The following is a 19404-nucleotide window of genomic DNA, read 5'->3' as shown; positions in this document are numbered from 1 at the left end:
GTAGACACACAGACGGCCCCCGCACCCGCGCTCGGCGGGTGCAGGGGCCGTCGTCGTCTTCGCCCGGCATCACCAGGCGATCGCCGACCTACCGGTCAGCGCTGGGACGCGGAGCTCGAGGTCTTCGGATTCCGCGAGGGAGTCGCGGTGCCCATGATGTCGGCCCACCAGTCCGCCAGCGGACTGGGATCGGGCCAGATCACCCTGTCTGTTTCCTTCGGTTCCCGGCTACGCGCGGTGGTGTCGTCCATCTTTGCCTACCCGTTCTTCGGCCTACCCATTCAACGATGAGATCCGCTCCGGCCGCGCCGACGGAGCGATACCTGAACCGACTACCACCTTACCCGAAGAACCAAACTCCCTGGTCTGATCTGCGCACTTCGATCAGCGGCCCGCCGGTATATGCCCTTGCTCGCAACCTGATCTCGATGCCACGCGAACGCAGCACCTCGAGCACCTTGCCGCCCAGTTTCTCCCCACTTCGGGCAGCACCCGCCCGGGGGTGTCGAGCCGCAGGAAGCCGATCTCGGCGCGATCCAGGCCGCGACGGTCGGCATAGGTGTCGACGAGCGCGCGCAGCTGTGCGCGAGGTCTGTCGCCGGAGGTCGGCGGCCGATAGGGTCGGGGCGTGCCGCGCACCAGAACGTCCCGGACCATGGAAATCTCCGACAGCGTCGTCGTCGCCGTGGATCCGCGGACCGCCTACGCCCGGATCAGCGATGTCACCCGGATGGGGCGATGGAGCCCGGAGAACACGGGAGCGGTACTCACCGCCCCCGAAGCGCCGGTGGGCCCCGGCACGCGCTTCGTCGGATCGAATGTGCGCCGCGGCTTCCGCTGGCATACCGAATGCGTGGTGACGGTCGCCGAACCCGGGAGCCGATTCGCCTTCGCGGTGCGCAAATTCGGCATCGGCACGCCGATCCTGCCCGTCGCGATCGCCACCTGGGAGTACCGCTTCGAGCCCGTCGACGGCGGCACCCTGGTCACCGAGATCTGGCGCGACGACCGCGTGAAATGGCCCGATGCGGCGGCGGCCGTCTTCGACCGGCTGGCGACGGGGCGGGCCGGATTCGCGGTATTCCAGCGCGGCAACATCCGGCGCACCCTGGATCGACTGAAATCGGAGCTGGAAACGGAGGCCGGCTCGGCCTGATCTTCCCCTTCGGCCAAAACCCCCGACAGCGGTGCCCAGATCTGCGAATGTGACTACTCGTCGGACACACGAGGGAATTCTGTTCGTTGGAGGGATCGGATGTATCTGCCTCGCACGGCTGTCATCGGTGCAGGCATCAGCGGCCTGACCGCGGGCAAGATGCTCACCGACTACCGGGTGCCCTATGTCTGCTTCGAGTCCTCCGACCGGGTGGGCGGCAACTGGGCCTTCGGCAATCCCAACGGCCACAGCAGCGCCTACCGTTCGCTGCACATCGACACCTCGAAGCATCGGTTGTCCTTCCGCGACTTCCCGATGCCCGAGCACTACCCCGACTTCCCGCATCACAGCCAGATCAAGCAGTACCTCGACGACTACTGCGAGGCGTTCGGGCTGGCCGCGTCCATCGAATTCGGCAATCCCGTCGAGCACGCCCGCAGACTGCCCGGTGGCGGCTGGGAGCTGACCACCGGACGCGGTGAACGCCGCGTGTTCGACCTGCTCGTCGTCGCCAACGGCCACCACTGGGATCCGCGCCTGCCGGACTTCCCCGGCGAGTTCAGCGGCACGACCCTGCACGCCCACCACTACATCGATCCGTGGACGCCGCACGATTTCACCGGCGCGCGGATCCTCGTCGTCGGGCTGGGCAACAGCGCCGCCGATATCGCGGTGGAACTGTCGTCCAAGGCGCTGGGCAATTCGCTGACGTTGTCGACGCGCTCGGGTGCGTGGATCGTGCCGAAGTACGTCGCGGGCAAGCCGGCCGACAAGTACTACCGCACGTCGCCGTATCTGCCCGCCTCGTGGCAGCGCAAGCTCATCCAATGGGGGCAGCCGCTGATGGGCGGCAGGCCGGAATCCTTCGGCCTGCCGACGCCCAATCACAAGTTCTTCGAGGCGCATCCGACCCAATCGGTCGAACTGCCGTTGCGGCTCGGTTCCGGTGATGTGGTGGCCAAACCCGATATCGCCCGATTCGACGGGCACACCGTGCATTTCACCGACGGCAGTCACGACGATTTCGACATCGTCATCTACGCCACCGGCTACAACATCACCTTCCCGTTCTTCGATCCGGAATTCCTCAGCGCACCGGACAACCGGATCGATCTGTACAAGCGGATGTTCGCCCCGGGAATCGACGACCTGGTGTTCGCCGGATTCGCCCAGGCCACCCCGACGCTGTTCCCGTTCGTCGAGGCGCAGGCGCGGCTGATCGGCGCCTACGCGGTCGGACGGTACCGGCTGCCCACGCCGGAGCGGATGCGGCAGGTGATCGCCGAGGACCAGCAGCGCTACACCGGGCACATGCTCCCCACGCCGCGCCACACCCAGCAGGTCGACTACTTCCTCTACGAGCACGACATGCGCGTCAGGGAGCTTCCCGCGGGCGCGACGAGAGCGCGTCTGCAGGGCCCGCCTTCGTGGGCGCGGGTCGCCGAGGTCACGGCGGGAGAGAACCGATGAACGCGCGCAGCACCGTCCGGTTCGACTCGCACGGCACCGAGTGCGACGCCTGGTTCTTCACCTCCGGCGTCGAGGGCCCGTTCGACGCCCCGGGGGGCCGGCCGGTGGTCGTGATGGCGCACGGATTCGGCGGCACCAAGGATTCCGGCCTCGAGCCCTTCGCCCGCAGGCTCGCCGAAGCGGGCCTGGCCGTATTCGCCTTCGACTACCGGGGGTTCGGCGCCTCGGACGGCACACCTCGCCAGCGCATCCACCTCGCGGGGCAGGTCGAGGACTACCGCTCGGCGATCGCCGCGGCGGGCAGGCAGCCGGGTGTGGACCGGTCGCGAGTGGTGCTCTGGGGCGTCTCGCAGTCCGGCGGGCACGTGCTCACCCTGGCCGCCGAGCGCGCCGACGTCTGCGCGGCGATCTCGGTGGCGCCGATGGTGAGCGGCCTCTCGGCGGGGCGGCACGCGCTGGCCCAGCACGGGCCGCTCGCGATGGCGGCGTCCACGGTGACCGGCGTGCGCAGCGCGCTGGCCACCCGCTTCGGCGCGGCGCCGACGATGCTGCCGCTGGTCGGCAGGCCCGGCGAGCGCGCGGCCCTGACCGCCGAGGGGTACTACGAAAGCTACCTGGCGCTGGCCGGGCCGACCTGGCGCAACGAGGTCGACGCGTCGGTGGGGCTGGAGATCGGCGGTTATCGCGCGGATCGGCGCGTCGACCGCATCACCGCGCCGGTGCTGGTGCAGATCGCCGATTTCGACCGGGCCGCGCCGCCACAGGCCGCCGCCGAGGTGGCCTTCGCCGCGCGCGCCGAGGTCAGGCACTATCCCTGCGACCACTTCGACATCTTCGCCGGCAACGACTGGTTCGAACCGGCCGTGGCCGACCAGATCCTCTTCCTCACCCGGAAAGTGGCCGCGCGACCGAGCGCCGAGCGCGCGACCGGAGGTGCCTGACACCCGGTCGCGTCGATGACGAGTTTCACCGCGCCGCGCTGTCTTCCAGCGCCTGCCCCTCGGCGAGCCGGTATTCGAGCGAGCGGGCCGGGCGGACCCACAACGTGCCGTCGCCCGCGGTCACGCCCTCGGACTTCAGTTCGCGCTTGAGGATCTTGTTGGTCGCGGTCGAGGGCAGATCGGTGTTCAACCGCACGTACCGCGGCCACGCCTTCGGCGACAGGTCCACCTGGGCGCGCAGGAAGTCGGCGAACTCCTCCGGGGTCAGGGTTTCGTTGTCGCCCAGAACGATCGCGGCCATCACGGCGTCGCCGACCTGCTCGTCGGGCACGCCGTAGACGGCGACCCGATTCAGCGCGGGCAGGCGCTGCAGGACGCGCTCGATGGTGCCCGCGGCGAGGTTCTCCCCGTCGACCCGCATCCAGTCCGCGGTGCGGCCCGCCAGGTAGATGAAGCCGTCGGCGTCCTTGTAGGCCAGATCCCCGGACCAGTACATCCCGTCGCGCAGCCGGTCGGAGGTCGACTCCTCGTCGTTGTAGTAGCCGACGAACAGGCCTGCGCCCTGGGTGTTCACCAACTCGCCGATGGCGGCGTCGGCATTGACCAGCGCGCCGTTGTCGTCGAAAACCGCGGGCGGGCACTCGGTCCCGGTCTCCGGGTCGTACACCGCCACACCGGGGAAGCCCTTGCCGATGGAGCCGTCGGGGGTGGGGCCTTCGCGGGTGATGATGATCGCCAGCTCGGTCGAGCCGAAGCCGTCCCACACCGTGCAGCCGAAACGCTCGGAGAACTCGGCGATATCGCGATCGGTGGCCTCGTTGCCGAAGGCGACCCGCAGCGGATTGTCGGCGTCGTCGGGACGCGCCTCGGTGGCCAGGATGTAGGCCAGCGGCTTGCCGACGTAGTTCATGTAGGTGGCGCCGTAGCGGCGGATGTCGGCCAGGAAGGTCGAGGCCGAGAACTTCGCGGGCACCATGGCCGCGCCGCTGGTCAACGCCACACAGACGCCTCCGAGGATGGCCGCCGAATGGAACAGCGGCATCGACAGGTAGCACACGTCCTCGGGGCCGATTCCGAAGCGGTTCGTCAGCGGCGGTCCCGCGAACGGCACCATCATGTGCGCCAGGCGCACGGCTTTCGGATTGCCGCTGGTACCGGAGGTGAAGATGAGCATGAAAGTGTCCATCGGGCCGGGCGTGCCGAGCGGCTCGAGCTCGCCCGCGCCCGCCACCAGGTCATCCCACTCCGGCCCGGAGGTATCCACCACCAGCACACCGGGGAGCTCGAGACCGGCCAGCAGGTCGCGATGCGCGGCGTCGGTCAGCACGATCTGGACGTCGGCGCGCGCGAGGTCGTCGGCCAGCGCCCCACCCCGCCTGGTGTCGTTGAGCCCGACGGTGACATAGCCGCCGAGCGCTCCGGCAGCCAGCGCGAACAGCATCTCCGCGGTATTGCCCAGCAGCGTCGCCACGTGCGGCGGCCGCTGCCGATCGAGCATCGCCAGCACGGCGGCGGCCCGTCGCCTGCTGCCGTCGATGTATTCGCGCCAGGTCCAGCGGCTGTCCTCGTAGGCGACGGCAAGATTGTCGTCTTCCGCGCGAGCGTGGAGAAGTGCGGTGACTGTATCGGCCATGCCGAAAATCTAGAACGCGTTCTCATCCCAGGGATGCGGATTCACGGAAATGGCCCGCCGAGACGCTCGCCGGCATTTCCGGCTGCCCCCGCTCATTTCGGCGCTTCACAAAGGACTCGCCCCGCCCCGGGATGCCTCCCGGACGGAGCGAGTCGACAGTGCGGCATCTTCCGCGATCACGTGCTCGGCGATCACGGTGCTCGGGTCACAGCCCGATCAGCGCCCGGATCGCATCGATGAAATCAGAGACGAAATCGAGAATCATGCGACTCACCTCCTTCTGGCAACCTATCGGCCCCGGAACCGACCGCCGGCCTCACGGTGATCGACGGTGGCCCACAGCATTCGGATTGCACATCGGCGGAAAGTCAAACGTGTTCGGCGAACTCCCCGCGAAAATCGGTCGCTGACCGGGAGCGGGCTCAGCCCTGGGGATTCGCGCGGTGGTAGGCCTCAACCACTTTGGCCGAGACCCGGCCACGGCTGGAGACCTGCATCCCTTCGCTCAGCGCCCATTTCCGGATGGCCAGGGTCTGGTCCTGCTCGCCGTCACGACGCGCCTTGCCCGCGGTCTTGGCCCCGGGCGCCTTGCCGACCCGGCGGGCGTAGGGGGTCCACTGCGCGAACATCTTGCGCAACTGTTCGGCATTCGACGCGGCGAGGTCGAGTTCGTAGTTCACACCGTCGAGTGCGAACGCCACGGTCTCGTCCGCGACGGAGGTGCCGTCGATATCGTCGACGAGCAACACAGTCACCTTGCGGGCCATCAATTCCCCTTACCTGGACACGAATGAGCAAAGGACACAAGCGTAGCCAGTGCGACCGGCCCACTTCCACTCGGAATGGGCAGCGACGCGCGAGGGCGCCCGACGGCGACCTCCGGGCGCGTCGCGCTCAGACCTCCACGGACGCCGACACACTGCCCAGCGCGTCGAAAATCGATTCGCGGATCGGTCGCCAGCGCACGCCGAGATCGGCGAGCGTACGGGAATCGTCGGTCGGCGTGGCCGCGGTCAGCAACCAGGCCGCCTCGTAGCTGAGTCCGGCACTGATGGGCGTCAGACGGGAGACCACATCGCTGGCGCGGCCGATACCCCGGAACATGCCGGGCGATATCGGGATTCGCCTGATGCGTCTGCCGCCCGCCTCTTCGAGCAGGTCGACGATCTGATCGAAGGTCAGCAGATGCCCGCCGGCCAGATATCGACGCGGGCCACGGCCCGGCTCCATGATCGCCGCGTGCACGGCCGCGACATCACGGACATCCACCATCTGCATCCCGCCCCGCACGCTCGGCGCGAGGCCGCTGCGCAGCATGACCGCCCAGCCGTCGGCGGTGATGCCCGCCTGCGGGCCGAGGGCGGGGCCGACCACCGAGGCCGGATAGGTGACGACCACCGGCGCGCCCGCCGCCTGGAGGGCCCGCGCGATCCGGTCGGCGGTCGATTTGGTGCGGCCGTAGGCGCTGCGGCCGGGCGCGGTCGGACTGTCGGGGGTGATCACCGGATCCGGGCACGGGAACAGCGCGCTGTAGCTGGCGACGTGCACGATGGGGTCGAGGCCGCGTTTGGTCGCCTCGGCCAGAATCCGGCCTGTCGCTTCGACATTCACCTCCCACATGAGCGCCTCGCGCCGGTCGTCGGTGCCGACGATGCCCGCCGCGTGCAGCAGCGCGTCGCAGCCGTCGAGCAGCGTGGAGACGACCCGAGGGTCGCGGATGTCGCCCGTCACGGTCTCGATGCGATCGGCTTGCGCCTCGAACAGCGCGAGCGCGGCGGCGACGTCCTCGCTGGGGTGCACCAGCAGTCGCACCGCGTGCCCGTCGGCGAGCAGGGCGGCGACGGTGTGCGCGCCCAGGTATCCGGTGCCCCCGGTGACCGCGATCAGCACGGCAGCGTCTCTCTCGACAGTCGCATCTGGACCTCTTCCTCTCCGGATCGGTGCCGGTCGCCCACATCGCATCGCGAAAGGCGCGACAATCGACGCTCACGATCTCGACACCATAATCGATACCACTGGCATCGTAATATCGAATGGGAAGCCGGATGACGACATCGGCCGATAGGAGGCCACCTGTGCGCGCCGCGGGCAGACCGCGCGACCAGTCGATCGAGCAGCGGGTCCTGCCCGCCGTGCGCGAGCTATTGGTCGAGGACGGCTACGACGACCTCAGTGTCCGGGGCGTGGCCGCTCGCGCGGGCGTCGGCCGGGCCAGCATCCAGCGCCGCTGGGCGACCAAGCCCGAACTGGTCCTGCACGCCGTCCTCGGCGAAGTCCCCGATCTGTCCCCCTTCGCAGGCGCCGACCGCCGCGGCTGGGTCGAGTGGGTGCTGCGCGGCAGCCGCGAACTGTTCGCCCGCCCCGAGGTCAGAGCGGCAGTCCCCGGATTGCTCACCGCCCTCGACCGCGATCCCGACCTGCGCAGGCGGCTGTGGTCCGGGTTCAGCGGACCGGCGGCCGCTCTGCTCGCGCCGCCCGGCCTCTCCCCCGAGGACGCCGATCTGCACGCCCGCGCGCTCATCGCCATGGCGGCGGGATCGGCCCTGTTCCTGGAACTGGTCGCCGACGACGACAACGGCGCGATCCACGCCCACATCAGCCGGCTGATCCTGGCGGCTACCGCCGAGAACGGCAGCGCCGACACGGACGCTTCGGGGTCCTGACACGACGAGACCACCGCCCCCGGCGATCCGGGGACGGTGGTCGGGCTCGTCTCAGCTCGGTGCCGCCGGCACCGGGCTCGGTGCGTCAGTGCAGGGCGCCGCGACGACCGGTGAACGCGCGGACCAAGGCCAGCAGGATCACCGCGCCGGCGAGGCAGGTGAAGAAGCTGAACCACAGACCGCCGCCTTCGACGTCCACGCCGAACAGCTTCAGCAGGAAGCCGCCGATCAGGCCACCGAGGACGCCCACCACGATGTTGAGCAGGATGCCCTGCTGGGCGTCGGTCTTCATGAGCTTGCTGGCAATCCAACCGGCGAGGCCTCCGATGATGATCCAGCCGATGATTCCGAGACCAAGCATCACTTCTCCTATCCTCGAGCAAAGACACGCCCGACGGCGTGCGATGCCGAGGTAATACCCGGGCAGCGCGGCACAAACCGGCCCGATCGATGCCACTGCCCACAATTTTCGAGCGGACCGAATGACCGCTGTTCCATCGAGATCCGTCAGGCCATCGAGATCGAGGCGATCAACGTCTTCCCGGTGTGGCTGCGGGTGGCGATGGACTGCAGGAAGGTCTTCGGCTGCTCGTCCGGGTACTGCTGGGTCAGCCGCACCTCCCAGCGGGTCAGGCCGTCCGCCGAGGGAGCCTGGAGCTTGGTGATGTGCACACAATAGCGGGTGCCGACGGGCACCTGGTCGATGCCGCGCTGGATCTGGTCGGCGGCGGGCACGGTGGAGTCCGGGGTCACCACCGCTCGCGCGGCCGCGCCGGAGCGCAGGACGTAGTAGGCGTGCTCGAACGCCAGGATGGCCGAAGGGCCGTCGGTGGTGCCGCCCGGCTGCGTTCCGGAGACGACATCGGCGGAATTGCGCTGCTCGCAGCCGGGCGTGGCGACCGCGGTTACTTCGGGGGCGACGGTGGTGGTCGGCGCCGGCGGCGGCGTGGCCTGCTCGACCGGCGCCTCGGCCTGCTGCACGGGCGGCGCACCGGGCAGCAGCGCCCAGACGATCGACCCGACCGCGATCAGGACGCCGACGACCACGAGTACCGCCGGCAGGCGGTCATTGCCGGACCCGCTGTCGGCTCCCTGCGGGCGCGGCCTGCGCAGGGACGGGCCGGGATTGCCGCCGGTGCGATCGATCAGCGAGGGCAGCCGCTTCGGCTCGTCCGGACCGGCCTCGTCGAAGATGTTCGCCGCGGCGTACTTCCGGTCGAACCGTCGATCGGCGACATCGGCACCGGACGAATCCGGGTCGGCGGCCCCGCCGCGGCCCGCTCCGCGAGCGGGCGGCTCGTCGCCGAGGTCGTACTCCTCGCAGTCGCGGACGGTCGCCTCCCGCTGGAACGCCCCGGCATCGCCGAAAGCATCCCCGTCGTAGCGGTTCTCGCTGTCTCCCCTGTCGGCGTAGGGGCTCGCACCGAAGCCGTGGGCGTCGGAGGCATCTCCGCCGAATTCCCCGCTGCCGTAGCCGACGCCGCTTTCCCGGTTGTCGTACGCGCCTGCATCCGCGTCCCGGTCGTCGTCGGCTTCTCCGCCCGCGCCCCGGTCGTCGTAGGCGCCTGCACCCGAGCCGCGATCGCCGTCGGCGTCTCCACCCACGTCCGGGTAGGCAGTCCCGCCCGCGCCGCGGTGGACATCAGCGCTCGCACCCGAACCGCGGTCGCCGTCGATGTTCCCATCGGAATCCCGGTAGTCACGGTCGGGCGACGGCTTCGCCGCGGACGCGCCCGTATCCGTCGGCACGCGGGAACCCGCCCACGCACGCGCGGGCGGCCGCGCCGATGTCGAGCGCGGCTCCAGCCATTGCGCCCAATCCCCGCTCGGCCGTGAGCGTTCGGGCACCGGCAGCGGCGGAATCGGCTCGTCGGCGGTGCCCGCGGAGTCGATCACGCCGGGCTCGGCGCGGGCGGCGCCGACATTGCGGCCGATGACCCGGCCCGCCTGACGTTTGCGTTTGCGTTTGCTCTTGGACGCCGCCGGGGGCGGCATACGCAGCATCGGCAGGCCCGTGTCGAACGGGTTGGCGGGGCCGGGCGCGTTCGGGTCTCGGTCAGAGGGCGTCATCGCCGAAATCGCCGATCACGGCGGCGGGAACGGTGCTCGATTCGGGCAGGATCTCCGACGCGGGCACTGTCACCCCCAGCTGACCGTCGCGCTTGCGGTCCTGGTCGCCCGCGCCCGGCGGCATGGCCATACCGCCTGCCGCACCGCCCGGCGAGACCGGCCTGGACGGCTCCGAGTTACCGGAGAACGGCGCCTGGGCGACCGGCTTGTCGGCCGGATCGGGAGTGATCGAATGACCCGGGCTCGGTTCGGGCACAGCGGGTTTCGGCGTATCGGCCTTCGGCGTGCCACCGAGGGTGCCCGGTGCCGCGGTCATCGCCGACGGATTCGACGGACCGGTGCCGCCGCCGAAGTCGAACAGCTTGTTCGGCGTCGAGCCGGATGTGCCCGCACCGGCGGTGGTGGTGCTGCCCGGATTGATCAGTTCCGGAATCGCTTGCGAGATGGCCGCGTCCGCCGAGGCGGCGACGGTGTCCATCGCGTGCATGCCGGTCTCGGCGATCTTGTCGATCAGGTGTGTGCCGATATCGACGCCCGCGGTGATGGCCGCGGTGCCCAGATCCACGCCCGCGGCGATCAGCTGCTGCTGGAGCTGCATCTGCGCGATGAGCGCCGGGTCCAGCGGCTGCCCGTCGGCCGTGGTCTGCGGGATACCCGAGGCGGGCAGGTTCGAGTAATAGGTCGCCGGCGTGGCTGTTCCGCCGATACCGCCGCTGCGGTCGGTGAGCCCCGCCGGCGTGGTGACCGTGAGCGGGCCCATCGTGTCGATCCGCTGGGTGTGGCCGTCCATCTCGGTCTGCGCGGCCTCGACGGTTTCGATGGCCTCGCGCAGCGCGGTAGCCGCGCGGTCGATCACCGCGTCGGTCTCCGGCGCGGAGGTGGAGTTGGCCAGGATCACGCGTGCGTCGGCGCGGAAGTCGGCGATGATCTGGTCGACCTTGCGCGCGGCGCGGGCGCTGGTGGCCTGGGCGTCGGAGAGCACCGACAGATAGGCGGGCCCGCGATCGGAGATCTCGCCGATCTCGGTCTGGGTGGTACGCAAGGCGGGCACCGCGGCGTCCGCTCCGGCCGAGGTCCAGGTGGACTCGAGCGCGTGCAGGCCGTTGCGATGCGGGCCCTCGGAATCGGCGGCCTGCGTACTGGCCGCCGACAGTGCGGCGGTGATGGTGCGATCCGGCATGGTCGCGCCGGAACCGAGGGTGGAACGCAATTGCAGCATCGGGCGCACCAGCGCGGCGATCATCGGCGGATCGACCGCCGGGTCGGGGGTGACGGGAAGCGAATCGCTCGCGACGGTATCAGCGGGGCGGCGCCTGCGCAGCGCGGTCAGCGGCCTCATGCCAGTTCCTCGCTCGTCTTCGCCAGCTCGGCCGCCGAGGCCGCGTCGCTCGTGGTCATCGCGGCGCTGTAGTCGCGCAAGGCCTGACCGTAGGCGCCGACCAGCTGACCGGCGGTCGACAGGGCCTGGGTGTGTTCGGCGACCGCGGCGGTGAACTTGGCGGCGAATCCGGCGCCGAGCATGCCGAGATCGGCCTCCAGCCGCGACCGATCGAGCGCGCCCGCGCCCGCCTGCGCCGCGTTCGCGAGTTGTTCCGACACGGTGTCGGCGATGGCGGTATATGCCGCGACCGCAGCCGGATCGAGCTTCAGCGTGTCCATTGTTCCCCCTTTGACGGAAACCCCTGGTGATCTACGCGACCCGTCCATAGTCGCATGCTCTCGCCCGGAATAACCCCTGGCAACCGGAAAGTTGGTGCCGGTATACACAGAGAACCCGGGCGGCGCGGTCTCGCCCGACGACGGCCCGCCGGAACAGGAGTACAGGTGGCAACAGACATCGGATCGCCCAACGTCGGTCTGCGCTCCGACCGCGGGCCGATCCTCGGGTCGTTGATGCTGGCCACCGGACTGGTGGCGCTCGACGCCACCATCATCGCCACCGCCGTCCTCTCGATCACCCGTTCGCTCGGCGGGTTCTCGCAGTTCCCGTGGCTGTTCTCGATCTATCTGCTGGCGCAGGCGGTCACGGTCCCGGTCTACGGCAAGCTGGCCGACATCGTGGGCCGCAAGCCGGTCATCCTCTTCGGCATCACCACCTTCGCCGTGGGGTCGCTGTTGTGCGGTCTGGCCACCAGCATGACCGCGCTCATCGTGTTCCGCGCGGTGCAGGGCGTCGGCGCCGGCGCGATCCAGCCGATGACCATGGTGATCGCCGGTGATCTCTACACTTTGGCCGAGCGCGCCAAGGTGCAGGGCTATCTGGCGAGCGTGTGGGCGATCTCGGCGGTGGGTGGGCCGCTGTTGGGCGGGGTGTTCGTCGATTTCGTGAGCTGGCGCTGGATCTTCCTGGTGAATCTGCCGCTCGCCGCCATCGCGCTGTGGACGCTGGCGCGCAACTTCCGGGAGGAAGCCGAGCGCGGCGATCAGCGCATCGACTATCCGGGCGCCGTGCTGCTCACCATCGGCGCGGGCGCGGTGATCCTCGGCCTGCTGGAGGGCGGGCAGGCCTGGGCGTGGTCGTCGCCGCAGAGCATCGGAGTCTTCGCGCTCGGCGGGGTGGCGCTGGCGGTGTTCGGCTGGGTCGAGACGCGCACGGATCATCCGATCCTGCCGCTGTGGGTGTTCACCCGGCGCGTGGTGATCGCGAGCAGCCTGATCGCCATCTCGGTCGGCGCGGTGATGCTCGGATTGTCCTCGTACGTGCCGACCTTCAGCCAGGGCGTGCTCGGGGCGAGCGCGCTGGTGGCCGGCCTGACGGTGGGCGCGCTGACCCTGGGGTGGCCGCTGGCCGCCTCGCAGGCCGGGAAGGTGTATCTGCGCATCGGTTTCCGCGGCAGCGCGCTCATCGGCAGCGGGCTGGCCACCCTCGGCGCGCTGTCGGCGGTGCTCATCGACCAGGACTCGCCGGTCTGGCGGGTGGCGCTGTCGTGCTTCGTGATCGGCGCGGGCCTCGGGCTGGTGTCCACGCCGAGCCTGATCGCCGCCCAGACCAGCGCGCAGTGGTCCGAGCGCGGCGTGGTGACCTCGGCGAACAGTTTCTCGCGCTCGATCGGCAGTGCCGTCGGAGTGGCGGTGTTCGGCGCGATCGTCAACGCGCGGGTCGGCGGGACCGGCCAGCCCGCGCCCGCGCTGCTGGCCGAGGCCGTGCACCTGGTGTTCGTGGCGATCGCGGTGATGGCGGCGCTGCTGCTGGCCGCCGCCGCGATGCTGCCCGGGCGTGCCGTCGACGGCACGGTGTGACCGATCCCGTGGAATGCCCGCCCGGGCACGCGGCGTTGTCCTGAACAGACTTGCCGTCGGATTCGCCTATGCCCGAGGAGCCCCATGATCGACGTCCCGCTGTCCGTGCTCGATCTCGCGCCGGTGCAGGAAGGCGCCGGCGCGGCGGCCGGGTTGGCCGCGACGACCGAACTCGCCCGGCGCACCGAGGAGCTGGGCTACCGGCGCTTCTGGGTGGCCGAGCACCACAACATGCCGGGCATCGCCAGCTCCGCGCCCGCGGTGGTCATCGCGCACGTGGCCGCGGCGACGAGCCGGATTCGGGTGGGCTCGGGCGGGGTGATGCTGCCCAACCACGCGCCGCTGGTGGTGGCCGAGCAGTTCGGCACGCTCGAGGCGTTGCATCCGGGACGCATCGACCTCGGCATCGGCCGCGCTCCCGGCACCGACCACGCGACAGCACGCGCGCTGCGCCGCACCGAGGCGGGCCTGTCGGCGGAGAACTTCCCGCAGGAGCTGGCCGATCTGCTGCGCTTCTTCCGCGGTGTCGGCCCCGGCGGCATCACCGCCACCCCCGGCCGCGATCACGAGCCGGAGATCTGGCTGCTCGGTTCCAGCGGCTACAGCGCGCAGGTGGCCGCCGCGCTGGGTCTGCGGTTCGCCTTCGCCCATCACATCAACCCGGCGGCGACCGAGCCCGCGCTGGCGCTGTATCGATCCGAATTCCGTCCGTCCGCCGCTCTGGAGGCGCCGTACGCGATGGTGGCGGCGGGCGCGCTGGCCGCCGACACCGACGAGCGCGCCGAGGAGCTGGCCCGTCCCCGTGATCTCGTGTTCCTGCAGCTGGCCGCGGGCCGCCCCCGCGCGCTGGCCACTCCCGAGCAGGCCGCGGCCTACGAGTTCACCGAGCACGAGCGTCTGTTCATCGCGCAGCGCCGCGCCGGTCAGGTGCTCGGCTCCCCGGAGACCGTGCGCGACCAGCTCACCGACCTGTTGCGGCGAACCGAGGCCGACGAGCTGATGCTCAACACCATGGTCTACGACATCGAGGACCGTGCCAGGTCCTACGAACTCATCGCCAAGCTCGCCGCGAGCTGACGACCCGGAAGGGCCGAGCCGGAGACGTCGGCCCGGCGGCCGGGTTCACAACAGCGGGAAGCCCTGCTTCTCGAGCGAAATGCGCAGCCGGTCGCGACCGGACAGGCTCTGCGCGGAGGCCAGGCGCTTCAGCACCCGATCGGTCCAGGAGTGCTCGAGTTCCTGCTCGGCGTAGAACTCGGCGATGCGCGTCTCGTAGGCCTGGATGTGCTCGCGCTGCGCGGGCAGCCCGTACGTCTCGTGGTGCAGCACCGCCTCCTGCGGCAGGCGCGGTTTCACCTGGGCGTTCTCGCTGGGGTCGGGGTGACCGACGACCAGGCCGAAGGTGGCGAACACGCCGGGCGGCAGGCCGAGTTCGGCCGCGACCTCCTCGGGCTTGTTGCGCAGCGCGCCGATGTAGACGGTGCCGAGGCCGAGGGATTCCGCGGCGACGAGGGCGTTCTGAGCGGCCAGCGCCGCGTCGATGAAGCCGACATAGCTGGACTCCAGGTAGTCGGCGCCCGCCAGCGGAGCGTCCTTGTCCGCGGCCAGCTGCCGGAGCCGGGCGAAATCGGCGGTGAAGACCAGCAGCACCGGCGCCTGCTCGATGTGCGCCTGGTTGTTGGCCAGGGCGGCCAGGCGGGACTTGCGCTCGGGGTCACGGACGGCGACGACGCTCCAGACCTGCAGATTGGAGGAGGTCGGGGCGGACTGGGCGGCCGAGACGAGCAAGCGGAGGGTGTCGTCGGAGACGTCGTCGGGCAGATAGCGACGCACCGAACGATGGTCGTGCAGGACCGCCAGGGTGGGGTTCCACTCGGCGGGTCCGGCGGCGTCGGCGTCACGGTAGCGCCTACGCACGCTGTCGGTCGGGTTCGGGGCGATCTGCGTCATGATCGTCATGATCCCGTGCGCCTACCGCGGGAGTCAGCGGTAACTCTCACGATGAACCGAACCCCGCCGTTCCCCATGAGGTGCCGGAGCCGGGTACCTTGGTTAGGCAATCCTTATATTCCTTGTTTCGGAGGTCCCCTTGGCCCGCCAGCGCGCAACCCTCACGGTCCTGCGTTCCGCACCCCTGAACGAACACCTGATCCGGGTGTATTTCACCAGCGAGGACTTCCGTCCGAGCGAATTCAGTGATTCCTATGTCAAGTTCGTCTTCGACCGCGACGGCGGCGAGGTGCTGCGCACCTACACCATCCGCAAGGTCGACCCGGCGACCGGCGAGATCGCCGTCGACTTCGTGCACCACGGCGAGGAAGGCATCGGCGGGCCGTGGGCGGCCGGTGTCGCTCCCGGCACCACCATCGACGTCTACGGCCCCGGCGGCGCGTACTCGCCGCGACCGGACGCGGACTGGCACCTGCTGGCCGGTGACGAGGCCGCACTGCCCGCCATCGCGGCCGCTCTCGAGGCCATGCCCGCCGACGCGGTCGGTCTCGCCTTCGTCGAGATCGCCGGTCCCGCGGACGAACTCGATCTGATCAAGCCCGACGGCATCGAACTGACCTGGCTGCACCGGGGCGAGCGCCCCGCGGGCGAACTGCTCGCCGCTACGGTGCGCGCCGCGCAGTGGCGCGCGGGGCAGGTGCAGGTCTTCATCCACGGCGAGGCCCAGGCGGTGATGCACGACATGCGTCGCTACATCCGCCGCGAGCGCGAAGTGCCCGCCCAGTGGGCCTCGTCGATCTCCGGCTACTGGCGGCGCGGCCGCACCGAGGAGGGCTTCCGCACGTGGAAGGCCGAACTCGCCGACGCCGAGGCCGTGCCCGCCGCGGGCTGAACCGCCGGGTGGGGCTGAGCTGCACCGCTGCGGGGCACGCGTGTGGTCGCTAGGGTTCGGCGGGTGCAGACCGACGAATTCTTCGAGCGCGGCGCGTCCATCGTGGACCGGCTCACGACCACCCAGGAACCGCCGCCGTGGCAGCTGGTGCTCGTCACCGGGGCACTGGCGGTGGTGCTGGTTTCCTACGGACCGCTGTGGCGGATGGCCCGCAATGTCGTCACGATCGTGCACGAGGGCGGGCACGCGCTGGCCGCCCTGCTCACCGGACGCAGGCTCGACCGCATCACCCTGCATTCGGACACCTCCGGATTGACGGTCTCCAGCGGAAAGCCCTACGGCCCCGGCATGATTCTGACCGCCCTGGCCGGTTACCCCGCGCCGCCGCTGCTGGGTCTCGGGTTCGCCGCGCTGCTGGGCGCCGACCGGATCACCCTCATGCTCTGGACCGCGATCGCGCTGCTGGCCGCGGTGCTGATCAAAGTGCGTAACCTCTACGGCGCGTTCACCGTGGTCACGCTCGGCGGCCTGATCTTCGTGGTCTCCTGGTTCGGCACCGACATCGTGCAGGCCGCCTTCGCCTACCTGGCCGCCTGGTTCCTGCTCTTCGCCGGGCTGCGGCCGGTGATCGAGATGCAGCGCGGCCGCAGGCGCAACTGGGGCAATCCCGGTGGCGTCGGCTCCGACGCCGACCAGCTCGCCGGGCTCACCAAGCTGCCCGGCCTGTTCTGGGTGCTGGTCTTCGCCGCGATCGCGGTCGCCGCCCTCGTCTACGGCGGCGGACTGCTGTTCTCGGAGGCGACCGGAATCTGCGTGCCGCTGGTCTCGTCCGGCAACTGCCCCGCCCCGGATTTCGGCTGAGAACCGGGACACCGCGGCTCGTCCGGAGCCGATGGTTGCCCGCTCAGTGATCCCGCCGCGTCCGGCCGTCGAGCAGCCGGCTCGCCGCTCGGTCCACCAGTTCCTCCGGTGTCCTGGTCCCGTCCAGAACGATGCCGGCCTCGTCCGGCTCGAGCGCTTCCAGCGTCGCCAGCTGTGAGTCGAGCAGGGCCGCCGGCATGAAATGGCCGGATCGCTGTCGCAGCCGCCGGTCCAGTTCGGCGCGTGGCACATCGAGGTGGACGAAGACGAGGTCGGGCACATCCGCGCGCAGCCGGTCGCGGTAGGCGCGGGCCAGCGCCGAGCAGCTGATCACCGCGCCGTCGCCGGCTCGGGCGAGCCGGGCGGCGATCCGGTCGAGCCAGGGCGCGCGGTCGGCGTCGGTGAGCGCGACGCCCGATCTCATGGCGGCGATGTTCGCGGCGGGGTGGAAGTCGTCGCCCTCGGCGAAGGGCACACCGACGGCCGCTGCCAGCCGCGATCCGACCGTCGACTTGCCCGAGCCGGACACTCCCATCACCACCACCCTGGGCGGTGTCGCTTCGTCGGCCACGACTCCATGATGCGTCCCGCGGCGCCCGGCCCGGTGCGTGTCGCGACCACTGCGCGCGCATGGGTAGCCTTTCGTCAGTTCTATTCGAAGGGACCCTCGTTCGCGATGCAACCGCTCGGCCATGACGACCCCCGCCGGATCGGCGACTACCGGCTCCTCGGCGTTCTGGGCGTCGGTGGCATGGGCCGGGTGTACCTGGGCCGCAATGCCGGTGGCCGCACCGTCGCGGTCAAGGTGATCCGCCCCGATCTGATCACCGACCCGGAATTCCGCGCCCGATTCCAGCGGGAGGTGGCCGCGGCGCGGCGGGTCGGCAGTTCCTGCACCGCGCCGGTGCTCGACGCCGACGTGAACGCCGACCCGCCGTGGCTGGCGACCGGATACGTCGCCGGGATCGCGCTCTCCGATGCCGTCGAACGATTCGGCCCGTTCGGTGAACGCAGTCTGATCGTGCTCGCGCGCGGGCTGGCCGAGGCACTCGTCGCGGTACACGAGGCCGGGGTGGTGCACCGGGACCTGAAGCCGTCGAACGTGCTGCTGGCCGTCGACGGGCCGAAGGTGATCGACTTCGGTATCGCCCGCGCCGTCGAGGACACCGCGCTGACCACCACCGGAAAGGTCATCGGCTCACCGGCTTTCATGTGTCCGGAGCAGGTGACCGGGGAGACGGTCGGCCCGGCGGGCGACATGTTCGCCCTGGGCGGAGTACTCACCTACGCCGCGGGCGGCCAGGGTCCGTTCGGCGGCGGCGACACCGTGCAGTTGCTGTTCCGCATCGTCTACGAGGAACCCCGCATCGACGCCGTCCCGGAGGCGCTGCGCGGGCTGGTCGCCGCCTGCCTGTCCAAGAACCCCGCCGACCGGCCATCGCCCCGCCAGGTGCTCGAGCATCTCGATCACCTCGGCGCCCGCGAGCGCAGCGGCTGGCTGCCCGCCGCCGTGCTCGAGGAGGTCAGCCAGCGCGCGGTGCGACTGCTCGACCTCGATTCGGGTCCGGGCGATCTCCCGGGCCACCCCACCGAGCACGTCGGCACACCACCACATTCCCAGCCCCTTCGGTACGTGCAGGATCGGCGCCCGACCCTCGGTCACGACTCGACGGGCACCCGGTCGCCGTCCGGTTCGTATGCGACACAGGCGAATCCGGCCGACGGCTACCCGCTCGCACAGCCGGCGACCAACCGATGGAACGCAGGCGTCCCGTCCGGTCGCACCGACCCCACCGCCCTGCACACCCCGGCCGAGCGCTGGCACGGAAGCGCCGAGCGGAGCCCGTCCGGTTATGCCGCGCCCGGCGCCGGTGCGCCCGACTCCGGCCGGCACGGTGGGCAGGCCACACCCGGATACGGACCGCCGGGCCGCGATCGCTCCGCGGACTCCCGGCCGGCCGAACGCCCGGGCAGGCGTGGCCCGCTGATCGCCGCGCTCGCCGTGGTGGCCGTGGCCGTGGCGGCGGGAGCGTTCTTCATCGGCCTCGAGCTTCGTGGCGATCAGCCGGGCGGCACCGAAGCGAGCCCCTCGGCGATCGTGCAGGACACCACGACCACGTCCGAGACCACGACCACCTCGGCCGCCGCGACCACCACCGAATCCCCCGCCTCGGCGGTCCCGGCAGAGTTCGTCGGCACCTGGCGCGGCACGGCCGCCGATGGCCTGATCACCTTCGACATCCAGCTGACCATCGACGACGGCGAGATCGGCGCCGAACTGGCCCGATCGACCAATACCGGCAAGATCACCGGCCACCGGTGCAGCCGCATCGAACGGCTCACCGACGTGACCGGCGACCAACTCACCTTCGTCGCGCGGCTCGGCCCCGACAGCCCGCGCGATTGCGCCGACGAGGGCTCGGTCTCCACCGTCCGCCTGCAACCGGACGGCTCGCTGGCCTACAGCACGCCGGGCCTGTTCGGCGGCGAGATCGCGGGCACCCTGCGCCGCGGCTGAACCAGCCCGT

18 protein-coding genes are annotated in these 19404 nt (G+C 70.6%); 9 read left to right on the top strand and 9 right to left on the bottom strand.

Annotated elements, in window-relative coordinates; all coding sequences use genetic code 11:
- Positions 1 to 628 precede the first annotated feature (628 nt).
- From ON26_RS11940 to ON26_RS11930, 3 genes are all read left to right on the top strand, one after another.
- Positions 629 to 1156 (top strand): SRPBCC family protein, encoded by a 528-nt coding sequence (locus ON26_RS11940; protein ID WP_245545821.1) that lies wholly within the window; start codon positions 629 to 631, stop codon positions 1154 to 1156.
- Between the two features lie 99 nt (positions 1157 to 1255).
- On the top strand, positions 1256 to 2626 hold the full coding sequence (locus ON26_RS11935; protein WP_040796138.1) for a flavin-containing monooxygenase: 1371 nt from the start codon (positions 1256 to 1258) through the stop codon (positions 2624 to 2626).
- Positions 2623 to 3567, top strand: coding sequence for an alpha/beta hydrolase (locus ON26_RS11930; RefSeq protein WP_040796137.1), 945 nt, complete (start codon positions 2623 to 2625; stop codon positions 3565 to 3567). Before ON26_RS11935 ends, ON26_RS11930 begins: the two co-directional genes overlap by 4 nt.
- Positions 3568 to 3592: 25 nt before the next feature.
- Here ON26_RS11930 and fadD1 read toward each other — a convergent pair whose 3' ends face one another.
- The 3 genes from fadD1 to ON26_RS11915 form a co-directional block, all read right to left on the bottom strand.
- Positions 3593 to 5200, bottom strand: a complete 1608-nt coding sequence (gene fadD1 / locus ON26_RS11925; protein WP_040796136.1) for a fatty-acid--CoA ligase FadD1 — start codon at positions 5198 to 5200, stop codon at positions 3593 to 3595.
- Positions 5201 to 5622: 422 nt separating this feature from the next.
- On the bottom strand, positions 5623 to 5967 hold the full coding sequence (locus ON26_RS11920; protein ID WP_040796135.1) for a histone-like nucleoid-structuring protein Lsr2: 345 nt from the start codon (positions 5965 to 5967) through the stop codon (positions 5623 to 5625).
- 127 nt (positions 5968 to 6094) lie between these two features.
- Complete coding sequence (locus ON26_RS11915) at positions 6095 to 7090, bottom strand: NAD-dependent epimerase/dehydratase family protein (protein WP_040796134.1); 996 nt, start codon at positions 7088 to 7090, stop codon at positions 6095 to 6097.
- Between the two features lie 155 nt (positions 7091 to 7245).
- Here ON26_RS11915 and ON26_RS11910 point away from each other — a divergent pair, with 155 nt between their 5' ends.
- Complete coding sequence (locus tag ON26_RS11910) at positions 7246 to 7863, top strand: TetR/AcrR family transcriptional regulator (protein ID WP_040796133.1); 618 nt, start codon at positions 7246 to 7248, stop codon at positions 7861 to 7863.
- A gap of 85 nt (positions 7864 to 7948) precedes the next feature.
- Here the strand turns inward: ON26_RS11910 and ON26_RS11905 are convergent, their stop codons facing one another.
- The 4 genes from ON26_RS11905 to ON26_RS11890 form a co-directional block, all read right to left on the bottom strand.
- Positions 7949 to 8224 carry a GlsB/YeaQ/YmgE family stress response membrane protein gene (locus ON26_RS11905; protein ID WP_040796132.1) on the bottom strand — a complete coding sequence of 92 codons (276 nt, stop codon included), beginning with the start codon at positions 8222 to 8224 and terminating at the stop codon, positions 7949 to 7951.
- Between the two features lie 146 nt (positions 8225 to 8370).
- Positions 8371 to 9933: a DUF8176 domain-containing protein gene (locus tag ON26_RS31610; RefSeq protein ID WP_157171873.1), complete on the bottom strand. Its 1563-nt coding sequence runs from the start codon at positions 9931 to 9933 to the stop codon at positions 8371 to 8373.
- Positions 9920 to 11272: a hypothetical protein gene (locus tag ON26_RS11895; RefSeq protein WP_040796131.1), complete on the bottom strand. Its 1353-nt coding sequence runs from the start codon at positions 11270 to 11272 to the stop codon at positions 9920 to 9922. Before ON26_RS11895 ends, ON26_RS31610 begins: the two co-directional genes overlap by 14 nt.
- Complete coding sequence (locus tag ON26_RS11890; RefSeq protein WP_040796130.1) at positions 11269 to 11592, bottom strand: hypothetical protein; 324 nt, start codon at positions 11590 to 11592, stop codon at positions 11269 to 11271. Before ON26_RS11890 ends, ON26_RS11895 begins: the two co-directional genes overlap by 4 nt.
- Positions 11593 to 11757: 165 nt before the next feature.
- Here ON26_RS11890 and ON26_RS11885 point away from each other — a divergent pair, with 165 nt between their 5' ends.
- Together ON26_RS11885 and ON26_RS11880 are read left to right on the top strand one after the other, a co-directional pair.
- Positions 11758 to 13173, top strand: a complete 1416-nt coding sequence (locus ON26_RS11885) for an MDR family MFS transporter (RefSeq protein WP_040796129.1) — start codon at positions 11758 to 11760, stop codon at positions 13171 to 13173.
- An 84-nt stretch (positions 13174 to 13257) separates the two neighbouring features.
- Complete coding sequence (locus ON26_RS11880) at positions 13258 to 14250, top strand: LLM class flavin-dependent oxidoreductase (protein WP_040796128.1); 993 nt, start codon at positions 13258 to 13260, stop codon at positions 14248 to 14250.
- A gap of 45 nt (positions 14251 to 14295) precedes the next feature.
- Here ON26_RS11880 and ON26_RS11875 read toward each other — a convergent pair whose 3' ends face one another.
- The gene (locus ON26_RS11875; protein ID WP_051026970.1) at positions 14296 to 15132 is read right to left on the bottom strand and encodes an NADPH-dependent oxidoreductase; all 837 of its coding nucleotides are present in this window, start codon (positions 15130 to 15132) and stop codon (positions 14296 to 14298) included.
- A 130-nt stretch (positions 15133 to 15262) separates the two neighbouring features.
- Between ON26_RS11875 and ON26_RS11870 the strand changes: the two genes are divergently transcribed.
- Entirely contained in the window at positions 15263 to 16015 is a 753-nt protein-coding gene (locus ON26_RS11870) for a siderophore-interacting protein (RefSeq protein ID WP_040796127.1), read from the top strand.
- 63 nt (positions 16016 to 16078) lie between these two features.
- The gene (locus ON26_RS11865) at positions 16079 to 16876 is read left to right on the top strand and encodes a M50 family metallopeptidase (RefSeq protein WP_040796126.1); all 798 of its coding nucleotides are present in this window, start codon (positions 16079 to 16081) and stop codon (positions 16874 to 16876) included.
- Between the two features lie 43 nt (positions 16877 to 16919).
- On the opposite strand, the gene ON26_RS11860 is transcribed toward ON26_RS11865, so the two are convergent.
- Positions 16920 to 17411, bottom strand: a complete 492-nt coding sequence (locus ON26_RS11860) for a gluconokinase (RefSeq protein WP_040796207.1) — start codon at positions 17409 to 17411, stop codon at positions 16920 to 16922.
- Positions 17412 to 17552: 141 nt separating this feature from the next.
- Here ON26_RS11860 and ON26_RS11855 point away from each other — a divergent pair, with 141 nt between their 5' ends.
- Complete coding sequence (locus ON26_RS11855; protein ID WP_040796125.1) at positions 17553 to 19394, top strand: serine/threonine-protein kinase; 1842 nt, start codon at positions 17553 to 17555, stop codon at positions 19392 to 19394.
- The last annotated feature ends 10 nt before the right edge of the window (positions 19395 to 19404 follow it).

It is taken from the genome of Nocardia higoensis NBRC 100133 (genome assembly GCF_000308595.1).
GTDB classification, from domain to species: Bacteria; Actinomycetota; Actinomycetes; order Mycobacteriales; family Mycobacteriaceae; genus Nocardia; species Nocardia higoensis.
This window is presented reverse-complemented; position numbering and strand designations above follow the sequence as displayed.

Coding starts and splice junctions, on each gene's coding strand:
- ON26_RS11935 (WP_040796138.1), top strand. CDS start 1,256: ATGTATCTGCCTCGCACGGCTGTCATCGGTGCAGGCATCAGCGGCCTG.
- ON26_RS11930 (WP_040796137.1), top strand. CDS start 2,623: ATGAACGCGCGCAGCACCGTCCGGTTCGACTCGCACGGCACCGAGTGC.
- fadD1 (WP_040796136.1), bottom strand. CDS start 5,200: ATGGCCGATACAGTCACCGCACTTCTCCACGCTCGCGCGGAAGACGAC.
- ON26_RS11920 (WP_040796135.1), bottom strand. CDS start 5,967: ATGGCCCGCAAGGTGACTGTGTTGCTCGTCGACGATATCGACGGCACC.
- ON26_RS11910 (WP_040796133.1), top strand. CDS start 7,246: ATGACGACATCGGCCGATAGGAGGCCACCTGTGCGCGCCGCGGGCAGA.
- ON26_RS11905 (WP_040796132.1), bottom strand. CDS start 8,224: ATGCTTGGTCTCGGAATCATCGGCTGGATCATCATCGGAGGCCTCGCC.
- ON26_RS31610 (WP_157171873.1), bottom strand. CDS start 9,933: ATGACGCCCTCTGACCGAGACCCGAACGCGCCCGGCCCCGCCAACCCG.
- ON26_RS11895 (WP_040796131.1), bottom strand. CDS start 11,272: ATGAGGCCGCTGACCGCGCTGCGCAGGCGCCGCCCCGCTGATACCGTC.
- ON26_RS11890 (WP_040796130.1), bottom strand. CDS start 11,592: ATGGACACGCTGAAGCTCGATCCGGCTGCGGTCGCGGCATATACCGCC.
- ON26_RS11880 (WP_040796128.1), top strand. CDS start 13,258: ATGATCGACGTCCCGCTGTCCGTGCTCGATCTCGCGCCGGTGCAGGAA.
- ON26_RS11875 (WP_051026970.1), bottom strand. CDS start 15,132: ATGACGATCATGACGCAGATCGCCCCGAACCCGACCGACAGCGTGCGT.
- ON26_RS11860 (WP_040796207.1), bottom strand. CDS start 17,411: ATGGGAGTGTCCGGCTCGGGCAAGTCGACGGTCGGATCGCGGCTGGCA.
- ON26_RS11855 (WP_040796125.1), top strand. CDS start 17,553: ATGCAACCGCTCGGCCATGACGACCCCCGCCGGATCGGCGACTACCGG.